This is a genomic window from Pseudonocardia sp., from assembly GCF_035305885.1.
GTDB lineage: Bacteria > Actinomycetota > Actinomycetes > Mycobacteriales > Pseudonocardiaceae > Pseudonocardia.
Map to the genome: position 1 here is coordinate 1 of NZ_DATGOP010000046.1, position 12,110 is coordinate 12,110.

Below are 12,110 nucleotides of genomic sequence, written 5' to 3' on the forward strand. Positions count from 1 at the left end.
GGCGCGCGGCGAGTGGGCGCCGGGCGTGGACCCGCGGCAGGCGGTGGAGCTGGTGATCGCGGTCGTCAAGGGCGTGCAGCTCGCGCCGGCCGCGGCGGGCGCCGCCTTCTCCCAACTCGACGAGGTGCTCACGAGGAACGCGGGAGGGAACTAGGTCGTGGATCGTCGATTCCGCTTCGGGGTGGTCGCGGAGCCCGAGTACACCGGCGAGCGGTGGCGCGCGGTCGCCCGCCGCGCCGAGGAGCTCGGCTACTCGACGTTGCTGATGCCCGACGGACTGCAGCTGCTCGCGCCGCTGCCCGCCGTGGCGGTGGCGGCGGCCGTGACCTCGACGCTGCGCGTGGGGACGTTCGTGCTGGCGAGCACCGTGCGCCCACCGCGCACCGCGGCGTGGGAGGCGCACAGCCTCGCCGTGCTGACCGACGACCGGTTCGAGCTGGGCATCGGGACCGGGAACCGGTGGGTGAACCGGGCGGCGGTCGAGGAGATCGGCATGCCCGAGACCACGCCCGGGCAGCGGCTGGACCTGGTGCGGCGCACCGTGGCGCACCTGCGCGCGCTCGAGACGACGACCCGCACGCCGGTGATGATCGCCGCGGGTGGTCCGCGGTCGCGCGCCCTCGCGGGCGAGCTCGCCGACGTCGTCACCTTCGCGCACGGCCCGTACGCCGGCCGGGGCGAGGTCGAGGGGATGATCGGCGACGTCGAGCAGGCGGCGGGCGGGCGCGACGTCGAGTACTGCATGAACGTGCTCGTCGTGGGCGAGGTCATCCCGCAGCGGCTCGTCCCCCTGGTCGGCGACGACCACGGCGCCCTGGTCGAGGCCGACTCGATGTACCTGCTGCGCGGCACGCCCCGGCAGATGGCCGACGAGATCCAGCGGCGCCGGGACGCGCTCGGCTTCTCCTACGTCACCGTCAACGCGCTGTACCCGGAGGAGTTCGCGCCGGTCGTGGAGCTGCTCGCCGGCCGGTGAGGCATCAGTCGCGCGGGTACCAGATCCGCGGGTCGTGGAAGACGTAGGAGTCCCACCGGCGGATCTGCCGCGCGATCCGCTCGCGCAGCCGCACCCGGGGTCGGCCCTCGGGGGCGACGGGTGCGAGGCCCATCAGGACGAGCACGAGCGCGACGACGAGGAGGACGGCTTCGAGGTCGATGGCCCGCAGCACCGCACCCTCTCCCTCCACCGGTGTCCGGCCCACCGGTGTTCGACCCACTGCTCTTTGGCCCACTACTGTTTGACAGAGTCAACGGTTCCGTGGTCGCTGTCAACCAGTGGGGGGAGCTGGATGTCCGAGGCGGGCGTGGTCGCGCGCGTGCGCGCGTTCAACCGCTTCTACACACGGGTGATCGGTGCGCTCGAGGCGGGCCTGCTGGGCACGCCCTACTCGCTCACGGAGGCCCGGGTGCTGTTCGAGCTCGCCGAACGGGCCGAGACGAGCGTGTCCGACCTGCGCCATCTGCTGGGGATCGACGCGGGCTACCTGAGTCGCATCCTCCGCCGGTTCGCCGCGGACGGGCTGGTGGTGCGCGAGACCGCTCCCGACGACGGCCGCCGCCAGGTCGTGCGGCTCACCGAGCAGGGCCGCGCGGCCTTCGCCCGCCTCGACCACGCGCAGGCTCGCGCGATCGAGCGCCTCCTCGATCCGCTCGACGAGCACGGCAGGCACAAGCTGGTCGGCGCGATGGAGTGGATCCGCGCGGCGCTCGACGGCACCCCGCTCCCCCGCACCATCGTCCTGCGCGGCCCGGCGCCCGGCGAGCTGGGTTGGATCATCTCCCGGCACCGGGACAGGGAGGCGGAGGCGGCCCGCACGGTGGCCGACTTCGCCTCCCGCGCCGACCCGCGGGAGGCGGCGTGGATCGCCGAGGTCGACGGCGAGCCGGCCGGGTGCGCGCTCTGCCTGGCCGACGGGAACGCCGCCCGGCTGGCGCTGTTGTCGGTGGAACCGTCGGTGCGGCGCACCGGCATCGGGTCCCGGCTGGTGGCCGAGTGCGTGCGGTCGGCCCGCACGGCCGGGTTCGACCGCATCACCGCGCGGGTGCCCGACGGCTCGGCCGCGGCGCGGGTGCTCGCCCGGGCGGGGTTCGAGGCCGACCGGGACGGGTGGACGTTCCGCTGGTGAGGTGCGGTCACGGGACGGGGCCCAGCAGCTCGATCCCGTTCCGCGCGGCCACGGCGAGCACGTCCTCCATCCCCGGTTCCCCGTCGAGCGCGGCGACCGCGCGCACGAACCCCTCCATCGGCCGGCCGGGCGCGTGCACGACGAACGCGACGGCGTCCTCGGTCGACTCGTTGCGGATCGTGTGCGGGGTGCGGCCGGCGAGCGGGACGACGTCGCCCGCCGTCGCGACGACCCGGCACCGGTCGGGATCGTCGGCTCCCCCGATGTAGAAGGTGAACTCGCCCTCCTGCACGAGGTAGACCTCGCCCGGGTCGTGCCGGTGCATCACGGGCGGGCCGCCTCCGGGCGGCATTCGGACCTGCACGGCGAACAGCGCTCCCCCGGTCTGGGCGCTCGTGGCGAGGATGGTGACCTCGTCGGTGCCGGTGCGGATGCACTCGGGCGCGGCTCGATCGACAGAATAGACAGGTAGCATGTCCATGTTGGAAGAATGGACAGGAGGCCTGTCTATGTCAAGGCGTCTGCCGCAGCTCGGCGGGCAGGAGCGGCCCGCGAACCTCGCGGTCCTCATGCGCGAGGCGTTCGTGGCGCTCAACGACCGCGTGCTCACCCGGCTCGCCGGGCACGGGTTCACCGAGGTGCGACCCGCGCACGCCGCCGTCTTCCAACACCTGGACGACACGGGCACCACGGTCAGCCTGCTCGCCGAGCGCGCACAGATGACCAAGCAGGCCATGGCCGAGCTGGTGGCACACCTGGAGGCGCACGGGTACGTCCGGCGCGTGCCCGACCCGACCGATCGCCGCGCGAAGCTCGTCGTCCCCACCGAGCGCGGGCACGACGTGATCGCCTTCGCGCAGGGGCTCGTCCCCGAGATCGAGCGCGAGGTCGCCCAGGTCCTCGGCGCGGAGCGGGTGCGCGACCTGCGCGCCGACCTCGAGGCGATCCGCCGCACTTTCCCCTCGCGGAACTGACGGCCGGCTCCGCAAACATGGGATGTTAGGTTCTTTGCGTGGGACTGACGGCAGTGCGGCCCGGCCGCCTGTGCGACGAGGTGGTCGCCCAGTTCGAGGCGCTCATCGCCTCCGGCGAGTGGCCGGTCGGGACGAAGATCCCCCCGGAACCCGAGCTCGTCGCGGCGCTGGGCGTGGGGCGCAACACCATCCGGGAAGCGGTACGCGCCCTCGAGCACGCCGGCGTTCTGGAGCCGCGGCGGGGCGACGGCACGTACGTGCGCGCCAGCAGCGACCTCGGGGCCGCCCTCCTGCGCCGCGCGCGGCGCAGCAGCGCCGACCACGTGCTCGCCGTGCGGGCGAGCCTGGAGCGGGACGCGGCCGTCGCCGCCGCGCTGAACCGCACCGACGACGACGTGGCCGCCATCCAGGCTGCGCTCGCCGCTCGGCGCGCTGCGTGCGAGGGGCCGGACCGGGAGGCGTTCGCCGCGGCCGACGTCGCCTTCCACAAGGCCGTCGTCGCCGCCACCGGGAACCCGGTCCTCATCGACCTGTACGCCGGGCTCACGGAGGCGCTGCAGCGCACCGTCACCGAGATCGACGCGCACGACGACGACCCGGGGGCGTTCCCCGGTCACGAGGAGCTCGCCGCCGCGATCGCGGCGGGCGACCCGGACGCGGCGCGCGGCGCGGCGGAGCGCTACCTCGACGCGGCCCGGGCGATCATGGACCGCAGCTCGTGAACGTCGAAGCTGCTCCGCGACCCGCGCGCTCCGCGGCCGCGTCGGCCTGGTGGCTGGGTCTCGCGATCGTCCTGGTCGCGGCGAACCTGCGCCCCGCGGTCGTGGGGGTGGCCCCGCTCCTGTCGGAGATCCAGGCCGCCGAAGGCCTCTCGGCGACCGCGGCGGGCGTGCTCACGGCCCTCCCTGTGCTCTGCTTCGGCCTGATCGCACCGGCGGCCCCGCCGCTCGCCAGGCGGCTCGGCATCGAGCGGGCGCTGCTGGGCTCGCTGGTGCTGCTGCTCGTCGGGTTCGCGGTGCGGTCGGCCGGTCCGCTGTGGGCGCTGTTCGCGGGCACCGTGCTGCTGGGCTCGGCGATCGCGATCGGCAACGTGCTGCTGCCCAGCCTGATCAAGCGCGACTTCGCCCACCGCACCGGCATGATGACCGGTCTCTACACGATGGCGATCGCCGCCGGCGGCGCCCTCGCCGCCGGGGTGACGGTGCCGATCGCGCACGCGGCCGGGCTGGGCTGGGCGGGCGCGCTGGCCTCGTGGGCGCTGTTCGCGCTGCTCGCGTTGGTGTGCTGGCTGCCGCACGTCCGCCGGGCCGGCCGGCCGGTCCGCGTCGGCGGGGTCCGGGTCGGCGGGCTGTGGCGCGACGCGATCGCCTGGCAGGTCACCCTCTACATGGGCCTGCAGTCGCTCAGCTACTTCGCGGTCACCGGGTGGCTGCCCGCGATGCTCGTCGAACGCGGCTTCGACCCGGTGGCCGCGGGCTTCCTGCTGTCGCTGTCCACGGTGTCCGGGATCGCGGGCGCGACGCTCACCCCGATGCTCGCCACCCGCGGGCCGCGCCAGCGCGGGCTCGCCGTCTGGCTCACGGTCATGGCCGCGGTCGGGCTGCTGGGGGTGCTCGCGCCGTTCGGCGTCGAGCTACCCGCCGTGCTGTTGATGGGCTTCGCGCAGAGCGCCGCGCTGGGCCTGGCGCTGACCCTGGTCGCGCTGCGGGCGCCGGACGCCGCCCACGCCGCCCAGCTGTCGGGCATGGCGCAGAGCGTCGGCTACGTCCTCGCGGCCGTCGGACCGTTCGCGGTGGGCGCGCTGCGCGACCTGACCGGTGGCTGGTCCGTCCCGCTCGTGGTGCTGCTCCTGCTGCTCGCCGTGCAGGGCACGGCGGGGGCGCTCGCCGGCCGGGACCGGTACGTGCGCCGCGGCTGAGCCGGCCGGGCCGTTTTCTCGCCGTTCCGGCGTCCGCGCTCGGTTTTGTCGGCCACCACCTCTAGGCTTCGTCGCGCGAAGAAGGGGGACCCGATGACCGTCGCCGCTGATGCCCCGCCCGAGACCTGGGAGCAGTACCGCGTCGAGCTCACCGCCTACTGCTACCGGATGCTCGGTTCGTCGGCGGACGCCGAGGACGCCGTGCAGGACACCATGGTCCGCGCGTGGCGCTCGTTCGACCGGTTCGAGGGGCGTTCGTCGGTCCGCTCGTGGCTGTACAAGATCGCCACGAACGTGTGCCTGACGATGCTGGAGAGCCGCCAGCGCCGGGCCACGCCGATGGACTTCGGCGAGGCCGCGTCGACCGACGGCCCCCGCCCGGTGCCCAAGCCGGAGATCGCGTGGCTGGAGCCGATCCCCGACGCGCGGGTGCTGCCCACCACGTCCGACCCCGCCGAGCTCGCGGTGGCCAAGGAGTCGGTGCGGCTGGCGTTCGTCGCCGCCCTGCAGCACCTGCCCGCCAAGCAGCGGGCCGTGCTGATCCTGCGCGAGGTGCTGCAGTGGAAGGCGTCCGAGGTGGCCGAGCTGCTGGGTACCACGGTGGCGTCGGTCAACAGCGCGCTGCAGCGGGCCCGGGCCACGCTCGCCGAGCAGGAGCAGGCCGTGCCGGCCAACGGCAAGGCCCTCGACGGCGACCTCGACGCCGACCACCAGCAGCTGCTCGACCGCTACGCCGAGGCGTTCGAGCGCTACGACGTCGCGGCGCTGGTCAACCTCCTGCACGAGGACGCCATCCTCAACATGCCGCCGTACGACATCTGGCTGCAGGGGCCCGAGGAGATCCAGAAGTGGTGGATCGGCCCGGGGGCGCCGTGCCGGGGCTCGAAGCTGCAGCCGATCACGGCCAACGGCATGCCGGGCTTCGCGCAGTGGCGGCCCGAGCCCGATGGCGACGGCTACTACGCCTGGGCGCTGCAGGTGCTCGCGATCAGGGGCGACCGCATCTCGGGCTACACGTCCTTCCTCGACGTGGAGACGCTGTTCCCGATGTGGGGTCTCCCGCTGCGGCTCGACCGGGAGGGCCGGCCAGTCACGGCCTAGCCCGAGCCGGGCAGCACCGCGAGCAGCCAGTCCATGGCCTGCGGGCAGGCCTCCAGCACCGAGATGTGCCCGTCGTCGGGGCGCAGCCACAGCTCCGACTGCCCGAGGCAGCGGGTCAGCTGCAGCGCGTGGGCCACCGGCACCACGCGGTCCTGCTCGCCGTGCACGAGCAGCACCGGCGCCTCCACGGCCGCCAGGTCGGCGCCCCAGTCGGTCACGAGCGCGACGTCGTCGTCGATCTGGCCGTCGGGGCCCGCGCGGCCGGCGGTGCCCGCGTCCACGCCCATCGCCACCCACGTCCCGGCGAGGGCGGCGATGTCGGACTCGGTGAAGCAAGCGGGGTCGAACCCGTACTGCTCGCCGTAGCGGGCCTGGGCGGCGCGGCCCGCGACCGCCGCGCGCAGGGCGCCGTCGTCGCGCATGCCGTCGAACCAGGCGTCGTCGCCGGTGAAGGGGGCGAGCGCGGCGAAGCACACCACGCCGGTCACACGGTCGGGAAGCAGCGCCGCGCACGCCAGCGCGTGGGAGCCGCCGCTGGAGGAGCCCATCACGGCGAACCGGTCGAGGCACAGCACATCGGCCACCTCGGCGAGGTCATCGCCCGCGGAGCCGACGGTGCGGCCGGGGCGCGGCGTGGACCCGCCGTAGCCGGGGCGGGCGTAGGACACGAGCCGGATCCCGCGCTCCCGGGCCAGGCCGAGCAGCGGCTCGTACAGCGCCCCGGTCTGCGGCGTGCCGTGGTGCCAGACGAGCGTCACGTCGCCGTCGCCGGTGTCGTGGACGCACAGGTCACGCCCGTCTGCGAGGCGCAGGTCCCGGGTGATCACCATCGCGCCACCGTAGCGGGGTCACGCAAGCGCCCCGACGAGCACGTCCAGGCAGTCCGGCCCGGCGGTCGGCGGGGTGAGCAGCACCCCGGGGACCTCGATGCTCGGGGCGAGCGGCCGCACGACGGCTCCGGGTACCGGCTCGCCGGCGCACCCGCACACGACCGTGGCGTCCTGGCTGCTCATCGCGATCTCCACGGCGGCGTCCTCGAGGGAGCGCACCGGGCGACCGGCGGTCGCGACGATGCCGGCGGCGGCGCAGGCGGCGAGCAGGGCGTCGTGCAGGGCCGGGTCGGCCGCGCGGTCGGGCAGGCGGAGGGTCAGCTCGGCGAGGGCCGACACGGGGACCGCGGGGCCCGCGGCCGCCGGGTGCGCGGCCGGGAGCAGCACCCGCAGCGGCTCGCGCCACACCTCCACCGCCTGCAGGTCGGCCGCGGCGGCCACCCTCCCGCGCACCAGCGCGATGTTCAGCTCGCCCGCCCGCAGCGCCGCGACGTGCTCGGCGACCGTGCCGTCCACCAGCTCGATCTGCAGGTCGGGGACGTTCGCCCGCCACTTCTCGGCGGCCCGCACGAGCCGCGGGCCGAGCCCGGGGGTGGTGCCGACGCGCAGGACGGCCGCGCGCCCGGCGGACAGCTCCGCAGCGACCGCGCGCACGCGGTCCACCGCGGCCAGCGCGGCCCGCGCCTCGTCGAGCAGCCGGACGCCGTCGCTGGTGAGCACCACCCGCCGCGACGTCCGCTCGAGCAGCCGCACCCCCAGCTCGCGCTCCAGCCTGCTGACCTGCTGGCTGACCGCGGGCTGCGCGACGTGCAGGCGCTCGGCCGCCCGCCCGAAGTGCAGCTCCTCGGCGACGGCGACGAAGTACCGCAGCTGGCGAACCTCCACCGGTCCTCTCTACCACCCGATCCATCACGTGTCCTTATCGCTGCGCGGGGCGATCGCTCCTTGATCGGCGATCGGGCCGTGGCTGGACTGGTCGCATGCAGATCGGGATGTGGATCGACGAGGAGCGGCCGCTGCCCGCGGTGGTGGACGCCGTCGTCGACGCGGAACGGCGCGGCTTCACCCGCGCGTGGGTCGGGCAGCGGACCGGCTGGGACCCGCTGACGCTCATCGCTGCGATCGGCGACCGGGCCCCGCGGATCGGGCTCGGCACCGCGGTCGTCGTCACCTGGCCGCGACACCCGCTCGCGCTCGCGGCCGAGGCGCTCACCGCGCAGGCCGCGGTGCAGGGCCGGCTCACGCTGGGGATCGGGCCGAGCCACCAGCCGATCGTCGAGGGCCGGTACGGCTACCGCTGGACCCGGCCGGGACAGCACGTCGAGGAGTACGCCGGCGTCCTGTCCGCAGCGCTGCGCGGCGAGGCGGTGGACGTCCAGGGCGAGACGCTCACCGCGGTCGGCGGGGTCGGCGTCCCCGCCACCCCCGCGCCGCCGCTGCTGATCGCCGCGCACGGCCCGCGCCTGCTGCGGCTGGCCGGGGAGAAGGCCGACGGGGTGATCACGACGTGGACGAGCGCCCGCGGCCTCGCCGAGCACGTGGTCCCCGCGGTGCGCGCGGCCGCCGCCGGGCGGCCGGACCCGCAGGTGGTGGTCAGCGTGATCGCGGTGCTGACCGACGACCCGGACGGCGCCCGCGCCCGCGTCGCGGAGACGTTCGGCATGGCGGGCGAGCTGCCGAGCTACCGGCGCTCGCTCGACCGGGCGGGCCTGTCCGGGCCGGAGGAGGCGATCCTCGCCGGCGACGAGGCCGAGCTCGAGAAGGCCGTGCGGCGCTTCGCCGACGCCGGCGCCACCGAGCTGCAGCTGTGCCCCGTCGGCCCGGCCGCGGAGCAACAGCGCACGATCGCGTTCTTCGCCGACCTCGCCCGCTCGCTCTAGGGTGTGATCGTCTGGACCGACAGCTGGTTGCCCGGCGGCTGCGTGCTGCACCCCGTGCCCTCCATCGGGACGAACAGCGCGGCCGTGTCGCCCGGCGGGTAGACGCGCAGGCCGCGCACCGGCACGGGGTGGCAGTCCTCGGGCGAGAAGTTCTGCACGCCTGCCAGCTGGAGCTGCGCCTGCGCGGTGCCGCCCGGCGGGATGGGCACCTGGCCGCCCCGCTCCCCCGCCATCGCCGCGGCCGGCCCGACCTGGTGGCCGTCGTCGCCGGCCACGTAGGAGACGCCGGGGAACCCGCGCAGCTCGCAGGTCCGCGACCCGGTGTTGGTGAAGATCAGCGGCCGGTACGTCGAGCCGGCCGCGGCGCCGCCCTCGCCGAAGGTGACCGCGAGCTCGGCCGTGGTGCAGCGGGGCAGGCCGGGCGCGGTCCGCTGGGCCGGCCGGACGGCTCGCGTCCCGGCGGCCGCCGGGGTCGGCGTCGGCTCGGCGGTCGCGGCCGGTGGTGGTACGGCGGGCGTCGGCGTCGGCTGCGCCGCACCACAGGCGGGTACGGCCGCGAGCGCGGCGCACGTCAGCGCGGTGGCGAGCACCGTCCTCGTCCAGGTCATGCGGTTCCCCCGATCCCGGCGGCGCTCCCCCGCACCGCCTACCCGACAGGACGCGCCACGCGGCGGCCCGTTGCGCCGCAGCACCGATCGGGTGACCCGGGTTGCAGGAAAGCCACCTTCCTGACGTGCAGCTTCAGGAATGTGGCTTTCCTGAAGTCGGCGGGGCGCCGCCGCTAGGCTCCTCGTCGATGTCGGCGACGCGCTTGCTGGTCCTGGGGGTGGTGCGCGGGTACGGGCGTGCCCACGGGTACCGGATCGGCACCGACCTGCTGTCGTGGGGCGCAGGCGAGTGGGCGAACGTGAAGTGGGGCTCGATCTACCACGCCCTGCACATGCTCACCGAGCGCGGCCTGCTGCACGCCTCCAACGAGGTCGCCGGGCGCACCGAGTACGAGCTCACCGAACGCGGTGAGGCCGAGTACATGAAGCTGCTGCGCGAGGCGCTGCGCCGCCCGCAGCCGCGGCCCGACTTCCTCGGCGCCGCGCTCGCGATGCTGCCCTCCCTCCCCCGCGAGGAGGCGATCGCGCTGTTGAAGCAGCGCCTCGCCGCGCTGGAGGAGGCGCGCGACAAGGCGCGGGCGCAGATCGACGCGCTGGTCGAGCCGCCGCACGTCCGCGAGCTGTTCGGGCTGTGGGAGCACCAGGCCGCGGGCGGCGCCGAGTGGACCCGCGGGCTGATCGCGCGCCTCGAGGCCGGCGCCTACCCGATGGCGGGCGAGCCGGGGTCGCCGGGCAGGCCGGGCAGCTGGGAGTCGCTGAAGTTCCCGCCGCACCCGCCGCGCGACGCGTAACGCCCGCCGGGAACCTCCCGATTCAAATTTGCATAACCCCTCCCTCGTGGGGCATCCTCCCCGCCGGGGGTTCAAACTTGAGTATCCGGAGGGACATGACGACCGCGGTGCGCGCCGAAGGGCTGCGCAAGCGCTACCGGGCAGCGGACCGGCCGGCGCTCGACGGGTTCGACCTGGCCGTGCCCGCGGGCACGGTGCACGGGCTGCTCGGGCCGAACGGGGCCGGCAAGACCACGGCGGTCCGCATCCTCGCCACGTTGTTGCGCGCCGACGGCGGGCGCGCCGCGATCGACGGGTTCGACGTGGTCACGCAGGCCGCCGACGTCCGCAGGCGGATCGGGCTCGTCGGCCAGCACGCCGCGGTCGACGAGGTCCTCGACGGGCGCAGCAACCTCGTGATGTTCGGCAGGCTGCACCACCTGTCGCGGGCCGACGCCGCCCGGCGGGCCGAGGAGCTGCTGGAGCGGTTCGGCCTCGCCGATACCGGCCGCAGGCCGGTCGGCGCCTACTCCGGTGGGATGCGCAGGCGGCTCGACCTCGCCGTCGGCATGATCCTCGCGCCGGCGGTGCTGTTCCTCGACGAGCCGACCACCGGGCTCGACCCGCGCGCCCGCGCCGAGGTCTGGCAGGCGGTGCGCGCGCTCGTCGCCGAGGGCACCACGGTGCTGCTGACCACGCAGTACCTCGACGAGGCCGACCAGCTCGCCGACCGGATCTCGGTGCTGGCGGCGCCCGGCGGCGGGGGCGGCCGGGTGGTCGCCGAGGGCACGCCGGACGAGCTGCGCTCGCGCATCGGCGGGGACCGGATCGAGCTCGTGGCCCGCCACGGCGCCGACCTGCCGCGCGCGGCCGCGCTCGTCGAGCGGGTGGCCGGGGCCGCGGCCGAGGTGGACGAGGCCACGCGGCGGGTGAGCGCACCCGTGCGCGACCGCATGGAGGCGCTCACAGCCCTCGTCCGAGGGCTGCAGCACGAGCGGATCGACGCCGAGGACCTCCTGGTGCGCCGCCCGACCCTCGACGAGGTGTTCCTGCGGCTGACCGAGCGCGAGGGGGTGGCGGCGTGACCGTGCTCCCCGCGCCCGGGTCGCGGCTGCGGTGGGCGGTGACCGACTCCGGCACCCTCGCCCGCCGCTACCTGGCCCACCTCGCGCACCAGCCCGAGCAGGTCGTGCTCACCGTCGGGTTCCCGATCCTGATCCTCGTGATCTTCGTGTACCTGCTGGGCGGGATGGTGGTCGTCCCGGGCGGCGACTACCGCCAGCTCCTGGTGCCCGGCATGGCGACCATGACGATGCTGTCGGGCGTCGGCTCCACCATGGTCGCGGTGGTCACCGACGCCCAGCGCGGCATCACCGACCGGCTGCGCTCGCTGCCGATGGCGGGCGCGGCCGTGCTCGCCGGGCGGGCCCTGGCCGACCTCGCCATCTCCGCGATCGGGCTGGTCGTGCTCCTGCTCGCCGGGCTCGCGATCGGCTGGCGTCCCAGCGCAGGGCCGCTCGAGGTCGCGGCCGCCGTCGGGGTGCTCCTGCTGCTGCGGTTCGCGCTGCTGTGGGTGGGCATCTACCTGGGCCTGATCGCCCGGGGCACCGGCCCGGTGACCGCGGCGCAGGCCCTGGAGTTCCCGGTGGCGTTCCTGTCCGGGGTGTTCGTCTCTCCCGCGGCCATGCCGGCCGTGGTCGCGACGCTCGCGGAGTGGAACCCGCTCCCGGGCGACCGCCGCGGCCGCCCGGGAGCTGTTCGGCAACCCCGGCTGGGGCGGCGGCTCGTGGGTCGAGCAGCACGCCGTCCTCGTGGCCGTCGCCTGGCCGCTTCTGATCATCGCGGTCTTCGGGCCGCTGTCCGTCCACCGCTACCGGGAGATGAGCCGATGACCGCTCGCAAG

The 12,110-nt window shown here is 75.4% G+C and carries 15 protein-coding genes; 10 read left to right on the top strand and 5 right to left on the bottom strand.

Features of this window, described 5'->3' with window-relative positions:
- Nucleotides 1-157 precede the first annotated feature (157 nt).
- Nucleotides 158-976 (top strand): LLM class flavin-dependent oxidoreductase, encoded by an 819-nt coding sequence (locus VKZ81_RS08455; RefSeq protein WP_324240890.1) that lies wholly within the window; start codon nucleotides 158-160, stop codon nucleotides 974-976.
- A gap of 4 nt (nucleotides 977-980) precedes the next feature.
- On the opposite strand, the gene VKZ81_RS08460 is transcribed toward VKZ81_RS08455, so the two are convergent.
- Entirely contained in the window at nucleotides 981-1,169 is a 189-nt protein-coding gene (locus tag VKZ81_RS08460; protein ID WP_324240891.1) for a hypothetical protein, read from the bottom strand.
- A gap of 120 nt (nucleotides 1,170-1,289) precedes the next feature.
- Between VKZ81_RS08460 and VKZ81_RS08465 the strand changes: the two genes are divergently transcribed.
- Nucleotides 1,290-2,126, top strand: a complete 837-nt coding sequence (locus VKZ81_RS08465; RefSeq protein WP_324240892.1) for a bifunctional helix-turn-helix transcriptional regulator/GNAT family N-acetyltransferase — start codon at nucleotides 1,290-1,292, stop codon at nucleotides 2,124-2,126.
- Nucleotides 2,127-2,133: 7 nt separating this feature from the next.
- Here the strand turns inward: VKZ81_RS08465 and VKZ81_RS08470 are convergent, their stop codons facing one another.
- Complete coding sequence (locus tag VKZ81_RS08470; protein ID WP_324240893.1) at nucleotides 2,134-2,607, bottom strand: cupin domain-containing protein; 474 nt, start codon at nucleotides 2,605-2,607, stop codon at nucleotides 2,134-2,136.
- 28 nt (nucleotides 2,608-2,635) lie between these two features.
- Between VKZ81_RS08470 and VKZ81_RS08475 the strand changes: the two genes are divergently transcribed.
- The 4 genes from VKZ81_RS08475 to VKZ81_RS08490 all read left to right on the top strand — a co-directional run bounded on the left by VKZ81_RS08475 (nucleotide 2,636) and on the right by VKZ81_RS08490 (nucleotide 6,119).
- Nucleotides 2,636-3,100 carry a MarR family winged helix-turn-helix transcriptional regulator gene (locus VKZ81_RS08475; RefSeq protein ID WP_324240894.1) on the top strand — a complete coding sequence of 155 codons (465 nt, stop codon included), beginning with the start codon at nucleotides 2,636-2,638 and terminating at the stop codon, nucleotides 3,098-3,100.
- Between the two features lie 38 nt (nucleotides 3,101-3,138).
- Nucleotides 3,139-3,822: a FadR/GntR family transcriptional regulator gene (locus tag VKZ81_RS08480; RefSeq protein ID WP_324240895.1), complete on the top strand. Its 684-nt coding sequence runs from the start codon at nucleotides 3,139-3,141 to the stop codon at nucleotides 3,820-3,822.
- Nucleotides 3,819-5,018 carry a CynX/NimT family MFS transporter gene (locus VKZ81_RS08485; protein WP_324240896.1) on the top strand — a complete coding sequence of 400 codons (1,200 nt, stop codon included), beginning with the start codon at nucleotides 3,819-3,821 and terminating at the stop codon, nucleotides 5,016-5,018. The genes VKZ81_RS08480 and VKZ81_RS08485 overlap by 4 nt, the downstream gene beginning before the upstream one ends.
- Nucleotides 5,019-5,111: 93 nt before the next feature.
- A complete protein-coding gene (locus tag VKZ81_RS08490) occupies nucleotides 5,112-6,119 on the top strand; it encodes a sigma-70 family RNA polymerase sigma factor (protein WP_324240897.1) in 1,008 nt (335 codons plus the stop codon).
- On the opposite strand, the gene VKZ81_RS08495 is transcribed toward VKZ81_RS08490, so the two are convergent.
- Together VKZ81_RS08495 and VKZ81_RS08500 are read right to left on the bottom strand one after the other, a co-directional pair.
- Nucleotides 6,116-6,949, bottom strand: coding sequence for an alpha/beta fold hydrolase (locus tag VKZ81_RS08495; protein WP_324240898.1), 834 nt, complete (start codon nucleotides 6,947-6,949; stop codon nucleotides 6,116-6,118). The two genes, VKZ81_RS08490 and VKZ81_RS08495, sit on opposite strands and share 4 nt — an antisense overlap.
- Nucleotides 6,950-6,967: 18 nt before the next feature.
- Nucleotides 6,968-7,834 carry a LysR family transcriptional regulator gene (locus VKZ81_RS08500; RefSeq protein ID WP_324240899.1) on the bottom strand — a complete coding sequence of 289 codons (867 nt, stop codon included), beginning with the start codon at nucleotides 7,832-7,834 and terminating at the stop codon, nucleotides 6,968-6,970.
- Between the two features lie 95 nt (nucleotides 7,835-7,929).
- Between VKZ81_RS08500 and VKZ81_RS08505 the strand changes: the two genes are divergently transcribed.
- A complete protein-coding gene (locus tag VKZ81_RS08505) occupies nucleotides 7,930-8,829 on the top strand; it encodes a TIGR03564 family F420-dependent LLM class oxidoreductase (RefSeq protein ID WP_324240900.1) in 900 nt (299 codons plus the stop codon).
- Here VKZ81_RS08505 and VKZ81_RS08510 read toward each other — a convergent pair.
- Nucleotides 8,826-9,437, bottom strand: a complete 612-nt coding sequence (locus tag VKZ81_RS08510) for a DUF4232 domain-containing protein (RefSeq protein ID WP_324240901.1) — start codon at nucleotides 9,435-9,437, stop codon at nucleotides 8,826-8,828. The two genes, VKZ81_RS08505 and VKZ81_RS08510, sit on opposite strands and share 4 nt — an antisense overlap.
- Nucleotides 9,438-9,625: 188 nt before the next feature.
- Here VKZ81_RS08510 and VKZ81_RS08515 point away from each other — a divergent pair, with 188 nt between their 5' ends.
- From VKZ81_RS08515 to VKZ81_RS08525, 3 genes are all read left to right on the top strand, one after another.
- On the top strand, nucleotides 9,626-10,228 hold the full coding sequence (locus tag VKZ81_RS08515) for a PadR family transcriptional regulator (protein ID WP_324240902.1): 603 nt from the start codon (nucleotides 9,626-9,628) through the stop codon (nucleotides 10,226-10,228).
- Between the two features lie 95 nt (nucleotides 10,229-10,323).
- The gene (locus VKZ81_RS08520; RefSeq protein WP_324240903.1) at nucleotides 10,324-11,292 is read left to right on the top strand and encodes an ATP-binding cassette domain-containing protein; all 969 of its coding nucleotides are present in this window, start codon (nucleotides 10,324-10,326) and stop codon (nucleotides 11,290-11,292) included.
- The coding region (locus tag VKZ81_RS08525) for an ABC transporter permease (protein ID WP_324240904.1) at nucleotides 11,289-12,110 on the top strand (822 nt) is incomplete at its 3' end. The genes VKZ81_RS08520 and VKZ81_RS08525, both read left to right, overlap by 4 nt.

Bases quoted from the DNA above. Each gene is read 5' to 3' on its own strand.
- VKZ81_RS08465 (WP_324240892.1), top strand. From the start codon at position 1,290: ATGTCCGAGGCGGGCGTGGTCGCGCGCGTGCGCGCGTTCAACCGCTTC.
- VKZ81_RS08470 (WP_324240893.1), bottom strand. From the start codon at position 2,607: ATGGACATGCTACCTGTCTATTCTGTCGATCGAGCCGCGCCCGAGTGC.
- VKZ81_RS08475 (WP_324240894.1), top strand. From the start codon at position 2,636: ATGTCAAGGCGTCTGCCGCAGCTCGGCGGGCAGGAGCGGCCCGCGAAC.
- VKZ81_RS08490 (WP_324240897.1), top strand. From the start codon at position 5,112: ATGACCGTCGCCGCTGATGCCCCGCCCGAGACCTGGGAGCAGTACCGC.
- VKZ81_RS08495 (WP_324240898.1), bottom strand. From the start codon at position 6,949: ATGGTGATCACCCGGGACCTGCGCCTCGCAGACGGGCGTGACCTGTGC.
- VKZ81_RS08505 (WP_324240900.1), top strand. From the start codon at position 7,930: ATGCAGATCGGGATGTGGATCGACGAGGAGCGGCCGCTGCCCGCGGTG.
- VKZ81_RS08510 (WP_324240901.1), bottom strand. From the start codon at position 9,437: ATGACCTGGACGAGGACGGTGCTCGCCACCGCGCTGACGTGCGCCGCG.
- VKZ81_RS08515 (WP_324240902.1), top strand. From the start codon at position 9,626: ATGTCGGCGACGCGCTTGCTGGTCCTGGGGGTGGTGCGCGGGTACGGG.
- VKZ81_RS08520 (WP_324240903.1), top strand. From the start codon at position 10,324: ATGACGACCGCGGTGCGCGCCGAAGGGCTGCGCAAGCGCTACCGGGCA.